Annotated in this window: 19 protein-coding genes; all 19 read right to left on the minus strand. The window is 60.6% G+C overall.

Features of this window, described 5'->3' with window-relative positions; translation table 11 throughout:
• On the minus strand, positions 1–1,632 hold the full coding sequence (locus EGM97_RS00260; protein WP_238961349.1) for a CTP synthase: 1,632 nt from the start codon (positions 1,630–1,632) through the stop codon (positions 1–3).
• Positions 1,633–1,906: 274 nt separating this feature from the next.
• Positions 1,907–3,235 carry a tRNA lysidine(34) synthetase TilS gene (gene tilS, locus EGM97_RS00265; protein WP_238961350.1) on the minus strand — a complete coding sequence of 443 codons (1,329 nt, stop codon included), beginning with the start codon at positions 3,233–3,235 and terminating at the stop codon, positions 1,907–1,909.
• A gap of 135 nt (positions 3,236–3,370) precedes the next feature.
• Positions 3,371–4,318 (minus strand): acetyl-CoA carboxylase carboxyltransferase subunit alpha, encoded by a 948-nt coding sequence (locus EGM97_RS00270; protein ID WP_238961351.1) that lies wholly within the window; start codon positions 4,316–4,318, stop codon positions 3,371–3,373.
• Between the two features lie 150 nt (positions 4,319–4,468).
• Complete coding sequence (gene dnaE / locus EGM97_RS00275; RefSeq protein ID WP_238961352.1) at positions 4,469–7,990, minus strand: DNA polymerase III subunit alpha; 3,522 nt, start codon at positions 7,988–7,990, stop codon at positions 4,469–4,471.
• Positions 7,991–8,232: 242 nt separating this feature from the next.
• On the minus strand, positions 8,233–8,877 hold the full coding sequence (gene rnhB / locus EGM97_RS00280; RefSeq protein WP_238961626.1) for a ribonuclease HII: 645 nt from the start codon (positions 8,875–8,877) through the stop codon (positions 8,233–8,235).
• A gap of 11 nt (positions 8,878–8,888) precedes the next feature.
• Complete coding sequence (gene lpxB, locus EGM97_RS00285; protein ID WP_238961353.1) at positions 8,889–10,019, minus strand: lipid-A-disaccharide synthase; 1,131 nt, start codon at positions 10,017–10,019, stop codon at positions 8,889–8,891.
• A 2-nt stretch (positions 10,020–10,021) separates the two neighbouring features.
• Positions 10,022–10,798, minus strand: coding sequence for an acyl-ACP--UDP-N-acetylglucosamine O-acyltransferase (gene lpxA, locus EGM97_RS00290; protein WP_053152748.1), 777 nt, complete (start codon positions 10,796–10,798; stop codon positions 10,022–10,024).
• A complete protein-coding gene (fabZ, locus tag EGM97_RS00295) occupies positions 10,795–11,235 on the minus strand; it encodes a 3-hydroxyacyl-ACP dehydratase FabZ (protein ID WP_053152746.1) in 441 nt (146 codons plus the stop codon). The genes lpxA and fabZ overlap by 4 nt, the downstream gene beginning before the upstream one ends.
• A 107-nt stretch (positions 11,236–11,342) precedes the next feature.
• A complete protein-coding gene (lpxD, locus tag EGM97_RS00300; protein WP_238961354.1) occupies positions 11,343–12,398 on the minus strand; it encodes a UDP-3-O-(3-hydroxymyristoyl)glucosamine N-acyltransferase in 1,056 nt (351 codons plus the stop codon).
• Positions 12,399–12,401: 3 nt separating this feature from the next.
• Entirely contained in the window at positions 12,402–12,905 is a 504-nt protein-coding gene (locus tag EGM97_RS00305) for an OmpH/Skp family outer membrane protein (RefSeq protein ID WP_024779019.1), read from the minus strand.
• Positions 12,906–12,950: 45 nt separating this feature from the next.
• Entirely contained in the window at positions 12,951–15,338 is a 2,388-nt protein-coding gene (gene bamA / locus EGM97_RS00310; RefSeq protein WP_238961355.1) for an outer membrane protein assembly factor BamA, read from the minus strand.
• A 74-nt stretch (positions 15,339–15,412) separates the two neighbouring features.
• Positions 15,413–16,765: a sigma E protease regulator RseP gene (rseP, locus tag EGM97_RS00315; RefSeq protein WP_238961356.1), complete on the minus strand. Its 1,353-nt coding sequence runs from the start codon at positions 16,763–16,765 to the stop codon at positions 15,413–15,415.
• Positions 16,766–16,817: 52 nt separating this feature from the next.
• Positions 16,818–18,008, minus strand: coding sequence for a 1-deoxy-D-xylulose-5-phosphate reductoisomerase (ispC, locus tag EGM97_RS00320; protein ID WP_238961357.1), 1,191 nt, complete (start codon positions 18,006–18,008; stop codon positions 16,818–16,820).
• Positions 18,005–18,811 (minus strand): phosphatidate cytidylyltransferase, encoded by an 807-nt coding sequence (locus EGM97_RS00325; RefSeq protein WP_238961358.1) that lies wholly within the window; start codon positions 18,809–18,811, stop codon positions 18,005–18,007. Before EGM97_RS00325 ends, ispC begins: the two co-directional genes overlap by 4 nt.
• Entirely contained in the window at positions 18,811–19,566 is a 756-nt protein-coding gene (gene uppS / locus EGM97_RS00330) for a polyprenyl diphosphate synthase (RefSeq protein ID WP_053152735.1), read from the minus strand. The genes EGM97_RS00325 and uppS overlap by 1 nt, the downstream gene beginning before the upstream one ends.
• Positions 19,567–19,579: 13 nt before the next feature.
• The gene (gene frr, locus EGM97_RS00335; protein WP_053152734.1) at positions 19,580–20,137 is read right to left on the minus strand and encodes a ribosome recycling factor; all 558 of its coding nucleotides are present in this window, start codon (positions 20,135–20,137) and stop codon (positions 19,580–19,582) included.
• Entirely contained in the window at positions 20,134–20,877 is a 744-nt protein-coding gene (pyrH, locus tag EGM97_RS00340; RefSeq protein ID WP_003198235.1) for a UMP kinase, read from the minus strand. The genes frr and pyrH overlap by 4 nt, the downstream gene beginning before the upstream one ends.
• Positions 20,878–21,090: 213 nt before the next feature.
• The gene (gene tsf / locus EGM97_RS00345; RefSeq protein ID WP_053152732.1) at positions 21,091–21,957 is read right to left on the minus strand and encodes a translation elongation factor Ts; all 867 of its coding nucleotides are present in this window, start codon (positions 21,955–21,957) and stop codon (positions 21,091–21,093) included.
• Positions 21,958–22,151: 194 nt separating this feature from the next.
• Positions 22,152–22,889, minus strand: coding sequence for a 30S ribosomal protein S2 (gene rpsB, locus EGM97_RS00350; RefSeq protein ID WP_003198231.1), 738 nt, complete (start codon positions 22,887–22,889; stop codon positions 22,152–22,154).
• Positions 22,890–22,921 lie beyond the last annotated feature (32 nt).

Here is a 22,921-nt window from a genome sequence, read left to right on the forward strand (position 1 = left end):
TTATGCCTTTTTCTGGTGTTGAGCCAAAGCGGCCTTCACGAAACCGCTGAACAGCGGGTGGCCGTCCCGTGGCGTCGAGGTGAACTCAGGGTGGAACTGGCAAGCGACGAACCATGGATGATCCGAGGATTCGACCACTTCCACCAGTGCGCCATCACCGGAGCGACCGGAGATTTTCAAGCCGGCTTCGATCAGTTGCGGCAACAGGTTGTTGTTCACTTCGTAGCGATGGCGGTGACGCTCGACGATCACGTCCTTGGCGTAGCACTGGTGGACCAGGGAGCCAGGCTCGAGCAGGCATTCCTGTGCGCCGAGGCGCATGGTGCCGCCCAGATCGGAGGCTTCGGTCCGCACTTCCACGGCGCCGGTGGCATCTGCCCACTCGGTGATCAGACCCACCACCGGATGGCCGCTGGCGCGGTCGAACTCGGTGGAGTTGGCGTCTTTCCAGCCCATCACGTTACGGGCGAACTCGATGACCGCCACCTGCATGCCCAGGCAGATACCCAGGTAAGGCACTTTGTTCTCGCGAGCGTATTGCACGGCGGTGATCTTGCCTTCCACGCCCCGCAGGCCGAAGCCGCCGGGTACGAGGATCGCATCGGCGCCTTCGAGCAGGCCGGTGCCCTGGTTCTCGATGTCTTCGGAATCGATGTAGCGCAGGTTCACCTTGGTGCGGTTGCTGATACCGGCATGACTCATCGCTTCGATCAGCGACTTGTAGGCGTCCAGCAGTTCCATGTACTTGCCGACCATGGCGATGGTGACTTCGTGCTCCGGGTTGAGCTTGGCATCGACCACGGCGTCCCATTCGGACAGGTCGGCGCCGGCGCATTGCAGGCCGAAGCGCTCGACGACGAAATCGTCCAGGCCCTGGGAGTGCAGGATGCCCGGGATCTTGTAGATGGTGTCGGCGTCTTCCAGGCCGATGACCGCACGCTCTTCAACGTTAGTGAACTGGGCGATCTTGCGACGCGAGGAAATGTCGATCGGGTGATCGGAGCGGCAGATCAACACGTCCGGCTGCAGGCCGATGGAACGCAGTTCCTTGACCGAGTGCTGGGTTGGCTTGGTCTTGGTTTCGCCGGCGGTGGCGATGTACGGAACCAGCGTCAGGTGCATCAGCATCGCGCGCTTGGCGCCGATTTCGAAACGCAACTGGCGGATGGCTTCGAGGAACGGCTGGGACTCGATGTCGCCCACGGTACCGCCGATCTCGACCATGGCCACGTCGGCATCGCCGGCGCCCTTGATGATGCGGCGCTTGATTTCGTCAGTGATGTGCGGGATGACCTGGATGGTCGCGCCCAGGTAATCACCACGACGCTCTTTGCGCAGCACGTGCTCGTAGACGCGGCCGGTGGTGAAGTTGTTGTTCTGGGTCATGGTCGTGCGGATGAACCGCTCGTAGTGGCCCAGGTCCAGGTCGGTCTCGGCGCCGTCGTGGGTGACGAACACTTCGCCGTGCTGGAACGGGCTCATGGTGCCCGGGTCGACGTTGATGTACGGGTCCAGCTTGAGCATGGTGACCTTAAGTCCCCGCGCCTCCAGGATGGCCGCCAATGAAGCCGAGGCAATGCCTTTCCCCAATGAAGAAACAACACCGCCCGTGACGAATATGTAGCGCGTCATGAAAAACCCTAGAAGTCTGCGTTAAAGCGGTCCGAGCCGCCGGGGAAAGCGAAGGAAGGCCGAAGCCCCCGATCACCTGCATTAATCACAGTGCACCTTTCAAAAAAACCGCCGCGTTGGGACAGACCGGAAGAGAAATCACCGGTACGTTGCTCGCTACACATTTTTTGGAATCGCCCAGCAAAGACTGCTTGGTAATCGGCAACTCCTGCAATTCAGGCGAATCCACAGAAGTTGTATCAAGAAGGGAGCGTAGTCTACCGGAAAGCCCCTTTCAGCTCAAACCCCGATCTTGCCCCGGTGGCTGCCAACGCAATCGCCAGGTGCCATCAAGGTCTGCATCCAGCCCCGGAAGGCCGGCCACCGCCAGCAATTGTTCGCCCCGATACAGCAGCGGCAATCGGCCGCGAACGAACGCCGGCACGCCACGTTCATTAAGCAAACGCTTGAGATCCCGATGACCGCGTCCAGGCAACATCATGATTTCACCGCCCTGACGATAGCGCACACACAGCGGCCCTGCAGGGGGATGGCCCTCGACAATCACTTGACCATTACCCGGCAGGTTCAGGGGCTCGGCGACCTGCGGCCAGTCGAGGGCGCCTGGGACCGGGCCCAGCCAGTGGTCGGGTAACCACCAGACCCGCCCGCCCGTCCGGTGCAGCTCACCACCGACCAATCGCCAGACCGGTCGGGCATCATCCCCGGCATCCCGCAGCGAATCCCAACCGGCCCAGTGGTTGCTGTCGGGCAGCATCGTCATCGACGCCAGCCAATGGCTCAACGCATTGCGTTGGCGAGCGGGCGACAACGCCTGCAACGGCGCCAGCTCCAACGACCGCAACCCGAGCCAGTCGAACGCTCCCTGAGTGGTGGCGTGAGCCAGGTCGATTCGCGCCAGGTCATCCAACAGGCCTTGGGCTTCGCTCAGGTGCGCGGCACTGCGCGCCAGGGTCGACGAAGCTTGAGGCCACTGCTCCGTCAACACGGGAAAAACCCGCTGACGCAGATAATTGCGTGCATAACGGTGGTCATCGTTGGACGGGTCTTCAATCCAGCCAAGGCCGTGCTGCCTGGCATAGGCTTCCAGTTCCTCACGTGACACATCGAGCAACGGCCGCAGCAAATGCCCGGCCCCCAGAGGGCGCTGCCTCGGCATCGCCGACAACCCCCTCACCCCCGCGCCCCGCAGCAAGCGAAACAGCAGGGTTTCTGCCTGATCGTCGCGGTGCTGGGCGGTGAGCAACACTTCATTGTCCCGAAGCGCCGCGATGAACGCACCGTAACGCGCTTCCCGCGCCGCGCGCTCGACACTGGCGCCAGGCCGCACCTGGACGTTCACCACCTCAAGCGGTACGCCAAGGGCTTCGCACACCGAACGGCAATGACCAGGCCAGGCATCCGCGGCAGCCTGCAGGCCATGATGGACATGGATGGCGCTCAAGGCGGGCAGGGTTTGAGTGTTGGCGAGAGACGCGAGCAGGTGCAACAGGACAGTGGAGTCGAGGCCACCGGAGAAGGCGATGCGCCAGGTGGCGGCGTTGCGCCAGGGGGATAACTGTGTGAGGAGCCGGGTTGGCAGATCAATCCTGGACTGATTCATAGAAACGGGCCTTCACACAAATCAAATGTGGGAGCGAGCTTGCTCGCGATAGCGGTGTATCAGTCAACTTATCTGTTGAATGTTAAACCGCTATCGCGAGCAAGCTCGCTCCCACACAGGGGTACAGCGCTCGGATCAGAGACCGTAGCTCATCAACCGCTCGTAGCGACGGGCCAGCAGCGCGTCGTTGTCGAACTTCTTCAGCATCGACAGTTGCGAACTCAGCTCGGTGCGAATCAGTGCAGCCGCGGCAGCCGGGTCGCGGTGAGCGCCGCCCACGGGCTCGTTGATCACCTTGTCGACGATGCCCAGGCCTTTGAGGCGCTCGGCGGTGATGCCCATGGCTTCGGCGGCATCCGGCGCCTTCTCGGCGGTTTTCCACAGGATCGACGCGCAGCCTTCCGGCGAAATCACCGCGTAAGTGGAATATTGCAGCATGTTCAATTGATCGCAGACACCGATGGCCAATGCACCGCCGGAACCACCTTCACCAATCACAGTGGCGATGATCGGTGTTTTCAGGCGGGCCATCACTCGCAGGTTCCAGGCAATCGCTTCGCTCTGGTTGCGCTCTTCGGCGTCGATGCCCGGGTACGCGCCAGGGGTATCGATGAAGGTCAGGATCGGCATCTTGAAACGCTCGGCCATTTCCATCAGTCGGCAAGCCTTGCGGTAGCCTTCCGGACGTGGCATGCCGAAGTTGCGGCGCACCTTCTCACGCACTTCGCGGCCCTTTTGATGGCCGATCACCATCACCGGCTGATCGTCCAGACGGGCAACACCACCGACAATCGCGGCGTCATCGGCAAAGTGACGGTCGCCGTGCAGCTCATCGAATTCGGTGAAGATGTGTTCAATGTAGTCCAGGGTATATGGACGACGGGGATGACGTGCCAGGCGTGCGATCTGCCAACTGGTCAGCTTGCCGAAGATGTCCTCGGTCAGCGTGCGGCTTTTGTCCTGCAAACGGGAGATCTCATCGCCGATATTCAGCGAATTGTCATTACCGACCAAGCGCAACTCTTCGATCTTGGCTTGCAGGTCGGCGATCGGCTGTTCGAAATCTAGAAAATTCGGGTTCATAGGCGTCCGTCTTGGGTCGACGTCCAAGAGAGCTTGGGCCGGCCGGTTGTCTATTCGCGCCCTACCTTAAGGGAGAGGCGCGTTCAGGTCGAGATTAAAAATTCAGGTTGGGGTCAGGGCCACTCCGAGTCCAGGAGTGGCACCTGGCCGTCAACGGTATTGGAGGAAGACGTTGTCTTTGCCGAACTGGTCACGCAAGGCTTGAATCAACGCATCCGCCGGATCGATCCGCCAGCCTTCGCCGAACTGCAGCACGGCCTTGGCGTCGGGGCGCACGTATTCCATGGTGATCGGGCAGGCACCGCGATGACGGGTGAACAACTCCCCCAGCCAGCGTAGCTGATCGCCCTTGAGATCCTGGGTCTGCAACTTCAAGCGCAGGCTCTCGGCCAGGTTGGTACGGGCATCCTCCATGCTCATCACCCGCTTGACCCGCAACCGCAGGCCACCGGAAAAATCATCGTTGCTGACCTCGCCTTCCACCACCACCATCGCGTCGGTCTGCAACAGCGACTGGGCCGAATGGAACGCATCGGCAAACAGCGAGGCCTCGATGCGCCCGGAACGGTCGTCGAGGGTAATGAAGCCCATCTTGTCGCCCTTCTTGTTCTTCATCACCCGCAGGGCAATGATCATCCCGGCGACGGTTTGCGTATCGCGAGCCGGCTTCAGGTCGATGATGCGCTGGCGGGCAAAGCGACGGATCTCGCCCTCGTACTCGTCGATCGGGTGACCGGTCAGGTACAGCCCCAAGGTGTCCTTCTCGCCTTTGAGGCGTTCCTTGAGGGTCAGCTCCTTGGCCTTGCGATGGTTGGCGTAGACATCGGCATCTTCCTCGACGAACAGCCCGCCAAACAGGTCGGCATGGCCGCTGTCATGGGTCCGGGCGGTCTGTTCGGCGGCCTTGATCGCTTCTTCCATGGCCGCCAGCAACACGGCACGGTTGCGGTCGATGTTGGCTTGGTAAGCCTTGGGCTCATCGTGGAAATAGGGACCCAGCCGATCCAGCGCACCACTGCGGATCAAACCGTCCAGGGTGCGCTTGTTGATCCGTTTGAGGTCGACCCGGGCGCAGAAATCGAACAGATCCTTGAACGGCCCGTCCTGGCGCGCCTCGGTGATGGCCTCTACCGGCCCCTCACCCACGCCCTTGATCGCGCCAAGACCATAGATGATGCGGCCTTCCTCGTTCACCGTGAACTTGAACTCCGAAGCGTTCACATCCGGCGCGTCGAGGCGCAGCTTCATGGTCCGCACTTCCTCGATCAAGGTCACGACCTTGTCGGTGTTGTGCATATCCGCCGACAGTACCGCGGCCATGAACGGCGCCGGGTAATGGGCCTTCAGCCACGCGGTCTGGTAGGACACCAGGCCGTAGGCGGCGGAGTGGGATTTGTTGAAGCCGTAGCCGGCGAACTTCTCTACCAGGTCGAAGATGTTGCCGGCCAGGTCCGCATCGATGCCGTTCTTGGCGCAACCTTCGATGAAGCCACCGCGCTGCTTGGCCATTTCCTCGGGCTTTTTCTTACCCATCGCCCGGCGCAGCATGTCCGCGCCGCCAAGGGTGTAGCCCGCCATGACCTGGGCGATCTGCATCACCTGTTCCTGGTACAGGATGATGCCGTAGGTCGGTGCCAGGACCGGCTTGAGGCCGTCGTACTGGTAATCCGGATGCGGGTACGCCAGCTCGGCGCGCCCGTGCTTGCGGTTGATGAAGTCGTCTACCATGCCCGATTGCAGCGGGCCCGGACGGAACAGGGCCACCAACGCGATGAGGTCTTCCAGGCAGTCGGGCTTGAGCTTTTTGATCAGCTCCTTCATGCCTCGGGATTCCAGCTGGAACACCGCGGTGGTTTCGGCCTTCTGCAACAGACTGTAGGTCGGCTTGTCGTCCAGCGGAATGAAAGCGATGTCCAACGGCTCCTCGCCAGCCCTGGCCCGGTCGCGGTTGATGGTTTTCAACGCCCAGTCGATGATGGTCAGGGTCCGCAGCCCCAGGAAGTCGAACTTCACCAGGCCTGCCGCCTCGACATCGTCCTTGTCGAACTGGGTGACCAGACCATCGCCCTCTTCATCGCAATAGATTGGTGAAAAGTCAGTCAGCTTGGTCGGTGCGATCACCACGCCACCGGCGTGCTTGCCGACGTTACGCACGATGCCTTCAAGCTTGCGGGCCATTTCCCAGATTTCGGCGGCTTCTTCGTCGACCTTGATGAAGTCCCGCAGGATTTCCTCCTGCTCGTAGGCCTTCTCCAGGGTCATGCCGACTTCGAACGGAATCATCTTCGACAGCCGGTCCGCCAGGCCATAGGACTTGCCCTGCACCCGCGCCACGTCCCGCACCACCGCCTTGGCGGCCATGGAACCGAAGGTGATGATCTGGCTCACGGCATTGCGGCCGTACTTCTCGGCCACGTAGTCGATCACCCGGTCGCGACCGTCCATGCAGAAGTCGACGTCAAAGTCGGGCATGGAAACCCGTTCCGGGTTGAGGAAACGTTCGAACAGCAGGTCATATTCCAGCGGGTCGAGGTCGGTGATCTTCTGTACGTAGGCCACCAGCGAGCCCGCACCCGATCCACGGCCAGGCCCCACCGGCACGCCGTTGTTCTTGGCCCACTGGATGAAGTCCATCACGATCAGGAAGTAACCGGGGAATCCCATCTGGATGATGATATCCAGTTCGAAATTCAGCCGGTCGACATAGACCTGGCGCTTGGCCTCGTAGTCTTCGGTGGTGTCCTTGGGCAGCAGGACGCTGAGGCGTTCCTCCAGGCCGTCGAAGGACACCTTGCGGAAATACTCGTCGATGGTCATGCCATCGGGAATCGGGAAGTTGGGCAGGAAGTGCTTGCCCAGTTTCACTTCGATGTTGCAGCGCTTGGCGATTTCGACGGTGTTTTCCAGCGCCTCGGGCAGGTCACTGAACAGCTCGGCCATTTCCTCGGCGCTTTTGAGATATTGCTGGTCGCTGTAGTTCTTCGGCCGGCGTGGATCATCGAGGGCCCGGCCTTCACCAATGCAGACACGGGTTTCGTGGGCTTCGAAATCTTCCTGCTTGATAAAACGCACGTCGTTGGTCGCCACCAGCGGCGCGCCGATCCGGTCGGCCAGGGCCACCGCGGCATGCAGGTGTTCTTCGTCGTTGGGGCGATTGGTGCGCTGCACTTCGATGTAGAAGCGATCCGGGAACACGGCCATCCACTCGCGGGCGAGGGTCTCGGCCTCTTCGGTATTACCACTGAGCAGGGCCAGGCCGATTTCGCCCTCCTTGGCCGCCGACAGCATGATCAGACCTTCGCTGGCCTCGGCCACCCACTCACGCTCGATGATGATCGAGCCGTTGCGCTGACCATCGATAAAGCCACGGGAAATCAACTCGGTGAGGTTTCGATAGCCGACGGCGTTCATCACCAACAGGCTGATACGGCTCAACGGCGCATCCGGGTCCTTGCTCGACAGCCACAGGTCGGCGCCGCAGATCGGCTTGATCCCGCCGCCCATCGCCGTCTTGTAGAACTTGACCAGCGAACACATGTTGTTCTGGTCGGTGACCGCCACGGCAGGCATGTTCATGCCGGCCAGGGTCTTGATCAGCGGCTTGATCCGCACCAGACCGTCAACCAGGGAGTATTCAGTGTGCAGGCGTAGATGAACGAATGAAGCCGGCATAGTGATCCTGCGTAAAGTCATGAAAACAACAAGGCCCGGATTGTACCGGGCCTTGGGTAAAACATCAGCCATGAGTGTCCGGTCTTGAAAACGCGAGCACGGCTGTTGTGGCGAGGGGATTTATCCCCACTGGACTGCGAAGCAGTCCCAAAGTCGATTAGATGTAACGAGTTGTCAGGTTTAAGGGCCGCTTCGCGCCCCAGCGGGGATAAATCCCCTCGCCACAAAAAGCAGCGTTCGTCTTAAGAAACAGGGCACTGACTGTTTATGATCAACCCCTCACGCGCTTCATAAGCCAGCCGCACCGGTGCGAACGAGCGCCGATGAATGGGCGTGGGGCCCAGGCGTGCCAGGGCCTCCAGATGAACGGGCGTCGGATAACCCTTGTGGTTGCCGATGCCGTAGCCCGGGTAGATCATTTCAAAGGCGGCCATCTCGCGGTCGCGGCTGACCTTCGCCAGGATCGATGCCGCCGCGATGGCCGGCACCTTGCCGTCGCCCTGGATGACGGCTTCGGCGCGCATCGACAGCTTCGGGCAGCGATTGCCATCGATCATCGCCAGTTTCGGCGTAATGTGCAGCCCTTGCACGGCCCGCTGCATGGCAAGCATGGTGGCGTGCAGGATGTTCAGCTCATCAATTTCTTCGACTTCCGCCCGGGCGATGCACCAGCTCAGGGCTTTCTCGCAGATCTCGTCATAGAGGGCTTCGCGTCGAGCTTCGGTCAGCTTCTTCGAATCGTTGAGGCCCAGGATCGGCCGGTTCGGATCGAGAATCACCGCCGCCGTCACCACCGCGCCACACAGCGGCCCACGACCTACCTCGTCGACACCCGCCACCAACTCTTCCACCTCGGCGACGAGATTGAAATCCAGGCCCATCTGCATCTTCGGGTTGCTCATGATTTTGCGCCGATCAGGGTCAGTACCGCATCCGCGGCCTGGTTGGAGGCATCACGGCGCAAGGTACGGTGGATTTCATCGAAGCCCCGGGTCTGTTCCTCGCCACCCTCGATCAAGGGTAATAGCGTATTGGCCAGCGCCTCGGGCGTCGCCTCATCCTGCAACAACTCAGGCACCAGCAAGCGCTGGGCCAACAGGTTCGGCAAGGAAACGTAGGGGCTCTTGACCATGCGTTTGAGGATCCAGAACGTCAACGGTGCCAGGCGATAGGCGACCACCATCGGGCGTTTGTACAACAACGCTTCAAGGGTAGCAGTGCCGGACGCAATCAACACGGCGTCACAGGCCGCCAGTGCCTGGTGGGAACGGCCATCGAGCAACGTGACCGGCAGATCGCGCCCCGCCAACAGCGCTTCCAATTGGACTCGGCGCTGTGGACTGGCGCACGGCAGGACGAAACGCACCTCCGGACGCACCGCCCGCAGCCGTTCGGCGGCGTCGAAGAACAAGCCACCCAGGCGACTCACCTCACCGCCGCGGCTACCCGGCATCAGGGCCACCAGCGGCCCCTCAGGCAGGCCCAACGCCTGGCGCGCCTCGTTGCGGTCGGCCTCCAGGGGAATGGTATCGGCCAGGGTGTGACCGACAAAGCGCACCGGCACACCCTTTTCCTCGTAGAACCGGGCCTCAAACGGCAACAACGTCAGCATCAGATCGCAACCTTCGCGAATCTTCAGGACACGCTTCTGCCGCCAGGCCCAGACCGAAGGACTGACGTAGTGCACGGTCTTGATCCCGGCCTGACGCAGCTTGAGCTCGATATTGAGGGTGAAGTCCGGCGCATCGATGCCGATGAACACATCCGGTTTTTCTTCGATCAAGGTCTTGATCAGCGCCTTGCGGCGCGCCAGCAGCTCTCGCAGGCGACCGAGCACCTCCACCAAACCCATCACGGAGAGGCGTTCCATCGGGAAATAGGAGTTCAACCCCTCGGCTTGCATCAACGGACCGCCGACGCCGATAAACTCGACTGCCGGATGCTGCGCCTTGAGCGCACGCATCAAGCCGGCACCCAGAATGTCGCCGGAAGCCTCTCCCGCCACCAGCGCGATACGCAAGGTCGCCATGGTCAGCGAGTGATGCCGCGGGTCGAAGACTGGATGGAGTCGCGGAATATCGCGACTTCAGGGTGCTGCGCTGCAGCCTCGGCCAGCTCGGCCAGCGCCTGCTCGACGGTCAGCCCCTGGCGATACACAACCTTATAGGCCCGACGCAACGCAGCAATAGCCTCTTCGCTGAAGCCGCGACGACGCATGCCTTCGAAGTTCATGCTGCGTGCTTCGGCCGGGTTGCCGAATACCGTGACATAGGCCGGAACGTCCTTGCCAATGGCGGTGCCCATGCCGGAAAAACTGTGGGCGCCGATATGGCAGTACTGATGCACCAGGGTGAAGCCGGACAGGATCGCCCAGTCGTCCACATGAACATGGCCGGCCAGCGCCGTGTTGTTGACCAGGATGCAATGGTTGCCGATAACGCTGTCATGGCCGATGTGTGCATAAGCCATGATCAGGTTATGGTCGCCCAGGGTCGTTTCGGAGCGATCCTGAATGGTGCCACGGTGAATCGTCACACCTTCACGGATCACGTTATGGTCACCGATGACCAGGCGGGTTTCCTCGCCTTTGTATTTGAGATCGGGCGTGTCCTCGCCTACCGAAGAAAACTGGTAGATGCGGTTGTGCCGGCCGATCCGGGTCGGTCCCTTGAGAATTACGTGGGGCCCGATCACCGTGCCCTCGCCGATTTCCACACCTGCGCCGACAATCGACCACGGGCCGACCTCGACATCGGCGGCCAGGACGGCCGTCGGGTCGATGATTGCGCGAGGGTCGATCAAACTCATAGTTTGCGTTCCGCACAGATGATTTCAGCGGAGCAGACTGGCTTGCCGTCGACCGAAGCCTGGCATTCGAATTTCCAGATCTGGCGCTTGCAACTGATGAACTTGGCCTCGAGGATCAATTGATCGCCCGGGGTGACCGGCTGACGGAAACGCAGCTTGTCGGAGCCTACGAAGTAGTAGAGCGTACCGTCGGCGGGTTTTACGTCCATGATCTTGAAGCCAAGGATCCCGGCAGCCTGAGCCATCGCCTCGATGATCAGCACGCCGGGCATGATGGGATGCGCGGGGAAGTGACCATTGAAGAACGGCTCGTTGATGCTGACATTCTTGTAGGCGCGAATGCGCTTGTCCTCAACATCCAGCTCCACTACCCGATCCACCAGCAGGAACGGGTAACGGTGAGGCAGGTATTCGCGAATCTCGTTGATGTCCATCATTTCGGGGGGAAGCCTATGTAAAGATTGGGAGCGCGGGTTGCCACGCACTCCGCTGGCAAATCAAGGAGGCAGTCTAACGGCTGTGCACACTTGATATGAAAATGGTATCAGCCATCTGATGAAGCATTACCGTCAGGGGTCACGTCCCCCACACGCTTTTCCAGCTGTCGCAGGCGTCGAGCCATGTCGTCGAGCTGCCGGATACGGGCCGCGCTCTTGCGCCACTCGGCCGCCGGCTGCATGGCGGTGCCGGAAGAATAGGCACCCGGCTCGGTAATCGAGTGAGTCACCATGGTCATCCCGGTCAGGAAAACGTTGTCACAGATCTCGATATGCCCCACCAGCCCTACGCCGCCGGCGAGCATGCAATGCTTGCCGATTTTGGTGCTGCCGGAGATCCCCACGCAGGCCGCCATGGCGGTGTGATCACCGACCTGAACGTTGTGGGCAATCTGGATCTGGTTGTCCAGCTTGACGCCATTACCGATGATCGTGTCGGCCAACGCACCACGGTCGATGGCAGTGTTGACGCCAATCTCGACGTCGTCGCCGACCGTCACGCCACCGATCTGGGCAATCTTCTGCCAGATGCCTTTTTCGTTGGCAAAACCGAACCCTTCACCCCCCAGCACCGCGCCGGACTGGATGACCACCCGCTTGCCGATGCGTACGTCGTGGTACAGGGTGACCCGGGGCGCCAGCCAGCCGCCCTCGCCTATCTCGCTGCGAGCGCCGACGAAGCAATGAGCCCCCAGCGTGACACCCGCACCGATGCGCGCCCCACTTTCGATGACCACGAAAGGACCGATACTGGCGGAGGGGTCCACCACGGCATCGGCAGCAATCACCGCACTGGGATGAATGCCGGCAGCCGCCTTGGGCTTGGGGTCGAACAGATGGGAAATCCGTGCATAGGCCAGGTACGGGTCGGGCACAATCAGGGCATCACCGGCAAAACCTTCGGCATCGGCAGCCTTGAGCAACAGCGCGGCAGCGCGGCTGTAGGCCAGGTACTTGCGGTACTGGGGATTTGCCAGGAAGCTCAATTGAGCTGGGCCAGCCTCTTGCAAAGTGGCCAGCCCAGTGATTGCCTTCTCCGGGTCGCCACGCAGGGTGGCGCCGAGGAACTCGGCCAGCTGGCCAAGCTTGATAGTCGCTGTCATGGATTACTTCAGCTGATTCATGCGCTCGATGACCTGGCGCGTGATGTCGTACTGAGGTTTGACATCGATCACCGCGCCACGCTCGAACACCAGGTCAAAACCACCTTTCTTGATGACTTCTTCCACGGCACTGTCGAGCTTGGGCTTGAGCTGCTTGAGCATTTCACGGTCGGCCACGGCTTTGGCTTCGTTCAGCTCCTTGGACTGGAACTGAAAGTCACGGGCCTTTTGCTTGAATTCAAGCTCCAGACGCTCACGCTCGCCTTGGGCCATCTTGTCGCCGCCGGCTACCAGACGGTCCTGAATGCCTTTGGCGCTGCTTTCCAGGCTCTTGAGCTTGGTCAGTTGCGGGCCGAACTTCTTCTCGGCATCCACGGCGTACTTCTTGGCCGCATCGGATTCCAGCAAGGCCATCTGATAGTTCAGCACGGCAATCTTCATGTCGGCAAATGCCGGACCTGCGACCAGTACGGTCGCCAGGAGAACCAATTGAGTCAACTTACGCACGATGTACTCCTACAAAATCCATTGTCGTTATCTTGGGTCTGACGCTTAGAACGTCTGGCCGAGGGAGAATTGGAACACTTGGGTTTCAGCGTCATCCGGTTTCTTGATCGGCATCGCCAGGGCGAAGCTCAAAGGACCGAGCGCGGTGACCCAGGTCACGCCCACGCCCACGGAACTGGCCAGGTTGCTGAGGCTGATGTCGTTGCATTTCGCGTTGGACTTGGTGCCGTTGGCGTTTGTGGTGTCGTCGCAACTCGAGTCGAAAACGTTGCCCACATCCCAGAATACCGAGGTGCGCAGAGACCGTTGGTCCTTGACGAAAGGCATTGGGAACAGGACTTCCAGGCCACCCTGGATGAGTACGTTGCCACCGAACGGCAGCGGATCCTGATCCGGATCGGCCACGGTCCCCGTGTTACCAGTGACGGCCGCACCCCGGCTCGGGGTACTGCGCGGACCCAGGGTACTATCCTTGAAACCACGAACCGAGTTGAAACCACCTGCATAGTAGTTCTCGTAGAACGGCAGGCCATCGGTGGAACCGTAGCCGTCACCATAACCCAGCTCAGTGTGCAGGCGCATGGTGTAGGTATCGGTCAACGGCTGGAACAGCTGGCCACGGTAGTCGAGCTTGAAGAACGACAGGTCGCTGCCAGGGGTCGTGGTTTCAAAAACCAGGCTCTGGGAATGACCACGGGTCGCCAGCACACCTTTGTTCAGGGTCGACTCGGACCAGCCAGCGGACGCCTTGAAGTTCAGGTAGCTGTCGCCTTCCTTTTTGACGAAGTCGAAGATCTCGTCAACGGTGTAACGACCGGTGTTGATCTTGTCCTGCTGGGCAGTCAGACCGAACGTCAGGCGCGAGGTCTCGCTGATCGGATAGCCGATGTTGGCGCCGACACCGTAGCTGTCGACGGCATAGCTGGAAATATCGGAGTCCAGCTCGTCATAGTCGGTGGTGCGGTAGAAGGCGTTATAACCCAGGCTCACACCGTCTGCGGTCCAGTAGGGGTCCACGAAACCGAAGTTGTAACGGGTCTGGTATTCGCTGCGGGTCAGGCCGATGCTGACCTTGTTACCGGTACCCAGGAAGTTGTTCTGGGTGATCGAACCACCGAGGATCAGGCCGGCGCTCTGGGCAAAACCGACGCTGGCGGTGATCGAGCCGGAAGCCTGCTCCTCGACGCTGTAGTTCACATCGACCTGGTCATCGACGCCCGGTACCGCCGGTGTCTCGACGTTGACTTCCTTGAAGAAGCCCAGGCGCTCCAGACGGGTCTTGGACTGGTCGATCAGGTAGGTCGAAGCCCAGCCACCTTCCATCTGGCGCATTTCGCGACGCAGCACTTCGTCCTCGGACTTGGTGTTGCCACGGAAGTTGATGCGGTTGACATAGGCACGCTTGCCCGGGTCCACGGCGAAGGTGATGTCGACGGTATGGTCTTCGTCGTGCGGCTGCGGCACGCCGTTGACGTTGGCGAAGGTATAGCCTTCGTTACCCAGTCGACGGGTGATCAGTTCGGAGGTGGTGGTCATCAGCTTGCGCGAAAACACTTGGCCCTTCTGCACCAGCAACAGCGACTTGACCTGGTCTTCGGGCACCTTCAGGTCACCGCTGAGCTTGACGTCGCGAACGGTGTACTTCTCGCCTTCGTTGACGTTGACGGTAATGTAGACGTGCTTCTTGTCCGGCGTGATGGACACCTGGGTCGAGGCGATGTCCATGTTGATGTAGCCACGGTCCAGGTAATAGGAACGCAGACGCTCCAGGTCACCGGAGAGTTTCTCACGGGCGTACTTGTCATCGTTCTTGAAGAACGACAACCAGTTGGTGGTCTTGAGTTCGAACAGGTCGATCAGGTCTTCGTCGGGGAAAACCGTGTTGCCCACGACGTTGATGTGCTGGATCGCCGCTACGGTGCCTTCGTTGATATTGACCTTGAGGCCAACGCGGTTGCGCGGCTGCGGCACCACTTCGGTGTCGACGGTGGCGGAGTAGCGGCCCTGGGCGACGTATTGGCGTTGCAGTTCGTTACGGACGCCTTCGAGGGTCGCACGCTGGAAGATCTCGCCTTCGGCCAGACCGGATTGCTTGAGGCCCTTCATCAGGTCTTCGGTGGAGATCGCCTTGTTGCCCTCGATCTCGATACTGGCGACCGAAGGCCGCTCCACAACCGTGATGACCAGGACATTGCCGTCGCGGCCCAGCTGGATATCTTGAAAGAAGCCGGTCTTGAACAGCGCACGAGTGGACTCCACCAGGCGCCGATCATCCGCCTGCTCGCCGACGTTCAACGGCAAGGCACCAAACACGCTACCCGCGGAGACCCGCTGGAGGCCGTTGACGCGAATATCAGAGATAGTGAAGGACTCGGCGTGAACTTCGGCGATCATCAACACGGTAATTACCGCGGTTAGCAGCAGACGTTTCATGAAGTCCTTTCTTATTCCAACTGGCAATAAACAAACTGCCGCAAAATGCGGCAGATTCGCAATTCAGCGAAGCGTTACAGACGACCCAGATCGTTGACCAGGGCAAGCAACATAACCCCGACCACCAAGCTGATACCGATCTGTATCCCCCAACCTTGAACCCGATCCGACAAGGGACGACCACGCGCCCACTCGATCAGATAAAACAGCAGATGCCCCCCATCCAGTACCGGGATAGGCAGCAAATTCAGAACCCCCAGGCTAATGCTCAGATAAGCAAGGAAATTCAGGAAATCAGCGACGCCCGACTGGGCAGAAGCGCCCGCCACTTTAGCAATGGTTATCGGTCCACTCAAGTTTTTTACCGAGAGCTCACCGAACAACATTTTCTTCAGCGAATCGAGGGTCAGAACACTCATGGTCCAGGTACGACGCGCACCCTCGCCAATCGCCGCGACAGGCCCGAAGCTGACCTCGCGGATCATTTCCGGTGGCCACTCGACGGCCTTGACACCCGCCCCCAGGTAGCCGCTCGGCGCCTTGCTCTCGCCACGGGCAGCCAGGGCGACCGGGACGTCGATTGGAACACCGTCGCGCTCGACGCGCAGCACAATTTTGGTATCAGGACGTACACGAACCGCGTCGACCACCTGCTGCCAGTCGCTGACTGACTGCCCGTCGAGGGCCAGCAGGCGATCACCGGTCTTGAGGCCCGCGACCTGGGCCGGACCTTTCGGGTCGAGCTCGGCCAGGACCGGCGGCAGTGCCGGGCGCCAGGGGCGAATGCCCAGGGAACGGATCGGGTCCGGTTCATCGGCTCCCTTGAGCCAGTTATCCAGCACCAGTTCCCGAGGTGAGTCTGTCGTCGAGCCCTGCTCGCGCACCATCAACTGCAACGATCCACTCTCGCCAAGCCGACGCACCAATTGAAGATTGACAGCCGCCCAGCCGGAGGTTGGCTCACCGTCGACCGCCACGATCTCCTGACCCGGGCTCAGCCCGGCGCGCGCCGCCACGCTGCCGGCCTCGACCGCGCCGATGACCGGCCGCACCTGCTCGCTACCCAACATGGCCAGCGCCCAGAAAAACACCAGCGCCAGCAGGAAATTGGCGATCGGACCCGCCGCCACGATGGCGATGCGCTGACGGACGGTCTTGCGATTGAAGGATTGGTCGAGCTGATCGGCAGGCACTTCACCTTCGCGCTCGTCGAGCATTTTTACGTAACCGCCCAACGGGATAGCCGCCACGACGAACTCGGTACCTGTCTTGTCATGCCAGCGCAGCAACGGCATGCCGAAGCCAACGGAAAAACGCAGCACCTTCACGCCACAGCGACGCGCGACCCAGAAATGACCGAATTCGTGAAAAGTGACCAGCACACCCAACGCAACCAGGGTGCCGACAATCATATAGAGCGCGCTCATCTGCTTTCTCCGCAATCCAGTCCAGGGCGACCCTGGCTAACGTATCGCAACCTCAACGCCCGTAGCGCTTCAACCATTGGCCCGCCAGCTCGCGAGCCTTGGCGTCGGCAGTGAATACCGCGTCGAGATCATCGAGGCGAACCACAGCCTCGAGGTTCAAGACCTCTTCGATGATACTCGCGATCTCAAGGTAACGGACACGCCCATCGAGAAACGCGGCTACCGCCACTTCATTGGCCGCGTTCAGCATGGCCGGTGCGCTGTCTCCTGCCTCGGCGGCCTGGCGGGCCAGGCGCAGGCAAGGGAAGCGCTGCTCGTCGGGCGCCTGGAAATCCAGGCGAGCGATGGCGAACAGGTCCAGCGGCGCCACACCCGAATCGATCCGCTCTGGCCAGGCCAGCGCATTGGCGATGGGGGTACGCATGTCCGGGTTGCCCAACTGGGCCAGTACCGAACCGTCCACATAATCCACCAGAGAATGAATCACGCTCTGGGGATGGATCACCACCTCGACCTGGGACGGCTTGGCATCAAACAGCCAGCAGGCCTCGATCAGCTCCAGCCCTTTGTTCATCATGCTGGCCGAGTCCACAGAAATCTTGCGCCCCATGGACCAGTTCGGATGAGCGCAGGCCTGCTCAGGCGAGACATGCTCCAGTTCCGCCAGGGGGGTCTGCCGGAACGGACCGCCGGACGCCGTCAGCAAAATTCGCCGGACCCCCACCGCATCCAGGCCGCGGGAAAAATCCTGCGGCATGCATTGAAAAATCGCATTGTGCTCACTGTCGATCGGCAGCAGCACCGAACCACTTTTTCCGACAGCTTGCATGAACAGCGCGCCGGACATGACCAGCGCTTCCTTGTTGGCGAGCAGGATCTTCTTGCCCGCCTTCACCGCCGCCAGGGTGGGACGCAGGCCAGCCGCACCAACAATCGCCGCCATCACCGCATCGACCTCAGGATCGGAGGCCACTTCACACAGCCCTTCCTCTCCGACCAGCACCTGGGTCTGCAGGCCGGCAGCGCGCAGGTCGTCCTGCAACGCCCGCGCCACGCCGGCCTCCGGCACCACCGCGAATCGCGGGGCATGGCGCATGCACAAGGCCAGCAATTCGCTCAGCCGGGTGAAACCACTGAGGGCAAAGACCTGGTAACGCTCTGGATGCCGGCCAATGACATCCAGAGTGCTAAGACCGATCGAACCGGTGGCCCCCAGTACAGTGATCTGTTGAGGGCGACTCACGGCGCAGCCATCCACAACAGCACGGCAAAGATCGGGATCGCAGCCGTCAGGCTGTCAATGCGGTCCAGCACGCCGCCATGGCCTGGCAATAGACTACTGCTGTCCTTGATTCCGGATTGGCGCTTGAACATGCTTTCGGTCAGGTCGCCGACCACCGATACGAATACGATCAGCGCGGCGCCGAACAGGCCGATCAGCAACTGCCCAGCCGTCCATTCGCGCATGACACCGACCACCGTCGTGATCACCAGGCTCAAGGCCAGGCCACCGTAGACACCTTCCCAGCTCTTGCCGGGACTGACTTTCGGCGCAAGCTTACGCTTGCCGAACGCCTTGCCGGAAAAATAAGCACCGACATCAGCGCCCCAGACCAGCACCATCACAGCCATGATCTGCCAGTTGCCCAACGGGCCCTGCTTGATCCAGATCAGCCCTTGCCAGGCCGGCAGCAGGATCAACAGGCCAATGGTCAGCTTGGTCGCCGCGTTGGCCCAGTGATGGGTGGTCCGAGGGTAGGTCAGCACCAGGAACGTTGCCGTTGCCCACCACAGCACCGACGCGCCCAGCACCCAGGGTGCGATGCCCGGCACCACGTACATAACGAACAGCATGGCCGCCACGGCCGCCGCGTAGGTCATGCGCGCCGACTGCGCGGCAAAACCCGCCAGCCGTGCCCACTCCCATGCCCCCAGTGTCACGACCAGGCCGATGAACAGGGCAAAGCCAGCCCCTTCGAGCAGGAAGAAACCACCCAGGGCGATGGGCAACAGGATCAGGGCGGTGATGATTCGTTGTTTAAGCATTAAACCCGGGCTCCAGCTTCGATCTGCTCGCTCGTTTTACCGAAACGACGCTGACGGGAAGCGAAATCGGCCAGCGCAATGCGCATGGCTTCGTGTTTGAAGTCCGGCCAGAAAAGGTCGGAGAAGTACAGCTCGGCGTAAGCCAGCTGCCAGAGAAGGAAATTGCTGATGCGATGCTCGCCCCCCGTGCGGATGCACAGGTCCGGCAATGGCAGGTCGCCCGTGGCCAGGCATGTTTGCAGCAGATCGGGCGTGATGTCTTCCGGCCGCAGATGCCCGGCCTGAACTTCGCGTGCCAACCGCTGGGCAGCCTGGGCAATGTCCCACTGGCCGCCATAGTTGGCGGCGATCTGCAGGACAAAGCGGTCGGCACCGGCTGTAGCGGCCTCGGCTTCGCGCATCGCGGCCTGCAACTCCGGATGAAAGCGCGAGCGATCACCGATGATACGCAGGCTGATACTGTTCTCGTTGAGGCGCTTGGCTTCACGGCGCAAGGCCTTGAGGAACAGCTCCATCAAGGCGCTGACCTCATCGGCCGGACGCTGCCAGTTTTCACTGGAGAAGGCGAACAGGGTCAACACTTCAACCCCGGCCTCCGCGCACACCTCGATGACCGCGCGAACCGCATCGACCCCCGCCTTATGCCCGGCGACACCGGGCATGAAGCGTTTCTTGGCCCAGCGGTTATTGCCGTCCATGATGATCGCCACATGGCGCGGCACCGCGAACGACCCGGCCTGCTTGGTCTTTTCCATGAAAACGAGACCCTTATACGGCCATCAGGTCTTTTTCTTTCTGCGCCAAATCCGCGTCGATCTTAGCCACATACTTCTTGGTCAGGTCGTCGATCTCGCCCGCGGCGCGGCGCTCTTCGTCCTCGCTGATTTCCTTTTCCTTGACCAGGTCCTTGAGCGAACTGTTGGCATCGCGGCGGATGTTGCGCACGGCAACACGGGCTTCTTCAGCCACATCGCGGGCCTGCTTGGTGAAGCCCTTGCGGGTTTCTTCGGTCAGAGCCGGCATGGAGATCAGCAGCAACTCACCCAGGTTGGTCGGGTTCAGGTTCAGACCGGCACTGCCGATGGCCTTGTCGACCGCAGCGAGCATGTTACGCTCAAAGGCCACGACCTGCAGGGTGCGGGCGTCCTTGACCGTGATGTTGGCCACTTGCTTGATCGGGGTGTCGGTACCGTAGTAAGGCACCATCACGCCTTCGAGAATGCTCGGGTGCGCCTGGCCGGTGCGGATACGACCGAAGTTGTGCGCCAGAGACTCCAGGGACTTCTGCATGCGCTGTTCGGCGTCTTTCTTGATTTCATTGATCATTGTTGAACTTCCTCGATCAGGGTTCCTTCGGCGCCGCCATGCACGATATTCAGCAGGGCACCGGGCTTGTTCATGTTAAAGACACGCAGCGGCATCTTGTGATCGCGGCACAGGCAAATAGCCGTCAGGTCCATGACACCCAGCTTGCGATCCAGCACTTCATCGTAGGTCAGATGATCGAACTTCTCGGCATGCGGGTCCTTGAACGGGTCAGCGGTATAGACGCCGTCAACCTTGGTCGCCTTGAGCACGACATCGGCATCGATCTCGATCGCTCGCAGGCAGGCGGCCGAATCCGTGGTGAAGAACGGATTGCCGGTGCCGGCAGCAAAAATCACCACTTCCTTGGAGTTGAGGTGGCGCATGGCCTTGCGGCGATCGTAGTGATCGGTCACGCCAACCATGGAAATGGCCGACATCACGATGGCCGAGATATTGGCACGCTCCAGCGCGTCACGCATAGCCAGCGCATTCATCACGGTGGCCAACATGCCCATGTGGTCGCCCGTGACCCGATCCATGCCAGCCGCGCTCAGGGCCGCGCCGCGGAACAGGTTGCCGCCGCCGATGACCAGGCCGACCTGGACACCGATCCCGACCAGCTGACCGACTTCCAGGGCCATGCGATCCAGCACTTTCGGATCGATCCCGAACTCTTCCGAGCCCATCAGGGCCTCGCCGCTAAGCTTGAGTAGAATGCGTTTATAGCGAGCCTGATAACCACTGCCCTGCTGAGCCATTGCGAATCTCTCCTGCGGCGTATTTTCAAAAATTCTTTGCAAGCTGTTTACAGCCTGCCTTCAGCCTAGCTTGACGCTGACACAGCGTCATCGGAACACGGCTTTGTAAGCCAGTTCCGACAGGAAACCAATATAAATCGGCGTCCTCATCCAAAAAGAGGCTGCGCGCGTGAGCGGGCAGCCTCTTCTGGGCGACAGTTGTAAAAACCTGTCTTATTGCTTGGCGGCAGCAGCTACCTGGGCGGCAACTTCTTCAGCGAAGTTGTCGACCGGCTTCTCGATGCCTTCGCCTACTTTGAAGTAGGTAAAGGATACGATTTCAGCGCCGGCTTTCTTCGCCAGGTCACCCACCTTGATTTCCGGGTTCTTGACGAAAGCCTGCTCAACCAGGCTGGCTTCGGCCAGGAACTTGGAGATACGGCCAGCCACCATTTTCTCGGCGATGTCAGCAGGCTTGCCTTTGAGCTTCTCTTCGTTCAGCTGCAGGAAAACCGCTTTTTCACGCTCGATCGCTTCAGCCGAAACGTCCGAAGGCAGCAGGAATTCAGGGTTGGTTGCCGCTACGTGCATGGCGATTTCTTTCGCCAGCTCGGTGTCGCCGCCCTTGAGGACGACAGCCACGCCGATCTTGTTGCCGTGCAGGTAAGTACCGACCACGTCACCTTCAACGCGAACCAGACGACGGATATTGACGTTCTCGCCGGTCTTGCCAACCAGAACCAGACGCGCTTGCTCCTGAGCTTCGATCAGCGGAGCGGCATCGGTCAGCTTGTCAGCGAAAGCTTTTTCAACGCTGGCAGCGACGAATGCCTTGAAGTCGTCCTGCAGAGCCAGGAAGTCGGTCTGGGAGTTCACTTCCAGCAGCACGGCGGCCTTGCCGTCGTCCTTGATGGCGATGGCGCCTTCAGCGGCAACGTTGCCGGCTTTCTTGGCAGCCTTGATCGCGCCCGAAGCACGCATGTCATCAATGGCTTTCTCGATGTCGCCGCCAGCCTTGGTCAAGGCTTTCTTGCAATCCATCATGCCTTCGCCGGTACGCTCGCGCAGTTCTTTGACCAACGCTGCAGTAATCTCTGCCATTTCAAAATCCTCTTGGATAGGTTTTCAACCATTCCACCCGACCGAACGGGCGATCAATTCTTCCTGAAAACCACTGCTTATAGACCGCGGCAGGTTACAAACAGGTAGCGGTGCCGGCGACAAATGGTTTTCGAGGTGGCAAAAAGGGGGCCAAGCCCCCTTTTTGCTTACTGAGCCAACGCCAGGGGCGTCGATTACTCAGCGGCTGCTGCCGGAGCTTCTTCAGCGAAGACTTCGGTGCCGCCATTAACGTTGTTGCGACCACGGATAACAGCGTCAGCCATCGAACCCATGTACAGCTGGATGGCGCGGATGGCGTCATCGTTGCCTGGGATGATGTAGTCAACGCCTTCCGGGCTGCTGTTGGTATCGACAACGCCGATGACCGGGATACCCAGCTTGTTGGCTTCGGTGATCGCGATGCGCTCGTGATCAACGTCGATCACGAACAGTGCGTCAGGCAGACCGCCCATGTCCTTGATACCGCCCAGGGAGCGGTCCAGCTTCTCAAGATCGCGAGTGCGCATCAGCGCTTCTTTCTTGGTCAGCTTGGCGAAAGTGCCGTCTTCGGACTGGACTTCGAGATCACGCAGACGCTTGATGGAAGCGCGGATGGTCTTGAAGTTGGTCAGCATGCCGCCCAACCAGCGGTGATCGACGTACGGCGAACCGCAACGTGCTGCTTCTTCAGCAACGATCTTGCCAGCGGAACGCTTGGTGCCGACGAACAGAATCTTGTTTTTGCCCTGGGCCAGGCGCTCTACGAAGGTCAGTGCTTCGTTGAACATCGGCAGGGTTTTTTCAAGGTTGATGATGTGGATCTTGTTACGCGCGCCGAAAATGTACTTGCCCATTTTCGGGTTCCAGTAACGGGTCTGGTGGCCGAAGTGCACACCGGCCTTCAGCATATCGCGCATGTTGACTTGGGACATGATAGTTCCTTGATAAGTCGGGTTTGGCCTCC

Origin of the sequence: Pseudomonas sp. AF32 (assembly GCF_022342325.2) — a bacterium.
GTDB lineage: Bacteria > Pseudomonadota > Gammaproteobacteria > Pseudomonadales > Pseudomonadaceae > Aquipseudomonas > Aquipseudomonas uvaldensis.

Excerpts from the sequence above, each read along its gene's own strand:
- EGM97_RS00270 (WP_238961351.1), bottom strand. The coding sequence starts at position 4,318 with ATGAACCCGAATTTTCTAGATTTCGAACAGCCGATCGCCGACCTGCAA.
- EGM97_RS00260 (WP_238961349.1), bottom strand. The coding sequence starts at position 1,632 with ATGACGCGCTACATATTCGTCACGGGCGGTGTTGTTTCTTCATTGGGG.
- rnhB (WP_238961626.1), bottom strand. The coding sequence starts at position 8,877 with ATGCAGATGGGCCTGGATTTCAATCTCGTCGCCGAGGTGGAAGAGTTG.
- tsf (WP_053152732.1), bottom strand. The coding sequence starts at position 21,957 with ATGGCAGAGATTACTGCAGCGTTGGTCAAAGAACTGCGCGAGCGTACC.
- EGM97_RS00325 (WP_238961358.1), bottom strand. The coding sequence starts at position 18,811 with ATGCTTAAACAACGAATCATCACCGCCCTGATCCTGTTGCCCATCGCC.
- frr (WP_053152734.1), bottom strand. The coding sequence starts at position 20,137 with ATGATCAATGAAATCAAGAAAGACGCCGAACAGCGCATGCAGAAGTCC.
- lpxB (WP_238961353.1), bottom strand. The coding sequence starts at position 10,019 with ATGGCGACCTTGCGTATCGCGCTGGTGGCGGGAGAGGCTTCCGGCGAC.
- fabZ (WP_053152746.1), bottom strand. The coding sequence starts at position 11,235 with ATGATGGACATCAACGAGATTCGCGAATACCTGCCTCACCGTTACCCG.
- rseP (WP_238961356.1), bottom strand. The coding sequence starts at position 16,765 with ATGAGCGCGCTCTATATGATTGTCGGCACCCTGGTTGCGTTGGGTGTG.
- lpxD (WP_238961354.1), bottom strand. The coding sequence starts at position 12,398 with ATGACAGCGACTATCAAGCTTGGCCAGCTGGCCGAGTTCCTCGGCGCC.
- tilS (WP_238961350.1), bottom strand. The coding sequence starts at position 3,235 with ATGAATCAGTCCAGGATTGATCTGCCAACCCGGCTCCTCACACAGTTA.
- rpsB (WP_003198231.1), bottom strand. The coding sequence starts at position 22,889 with ATGTCCCAAGTCAACATGCGCGATATGCTGAAGGCCGGTGTGCACTTC.
- dnaE (WP_238961352.1), bottom strand. The coding sequence starts at position 7,990 with ATGCCGGCTTCATTCGTTCATCTACGCCTGCACACTGAATACTCCCTG.
- lpxA (WP_053152748.1), bottom strand. The coding sequence starts at position 10,798 with ATGAGTTTGATCGACCCTCGCGCAATCATCGACCCGACGGCCGTCCTG.
- bamA (WP_238961355.1), bottom strand. The coding sequence starts at position 15,338 with ATGAAACGTCTGCTGCTAACCGCGGTAATTACCGTGTTGATGATCGCC.
- uppS (WP_053152735.1), bottom strand. The coding sequence starts at position 19,566 with ATGGAAAAGACCAAGCAGGCCGGGTCGTTCGCGGTGCCGCGCCATGTG.
- pyrH (WP_003198235.1), bottom strand. The coding sequence starts at position 20,877 with ATGGCTCAGCAGGGCAGTGGTTATCAGGCTCGCTATAAACGCATTCTA.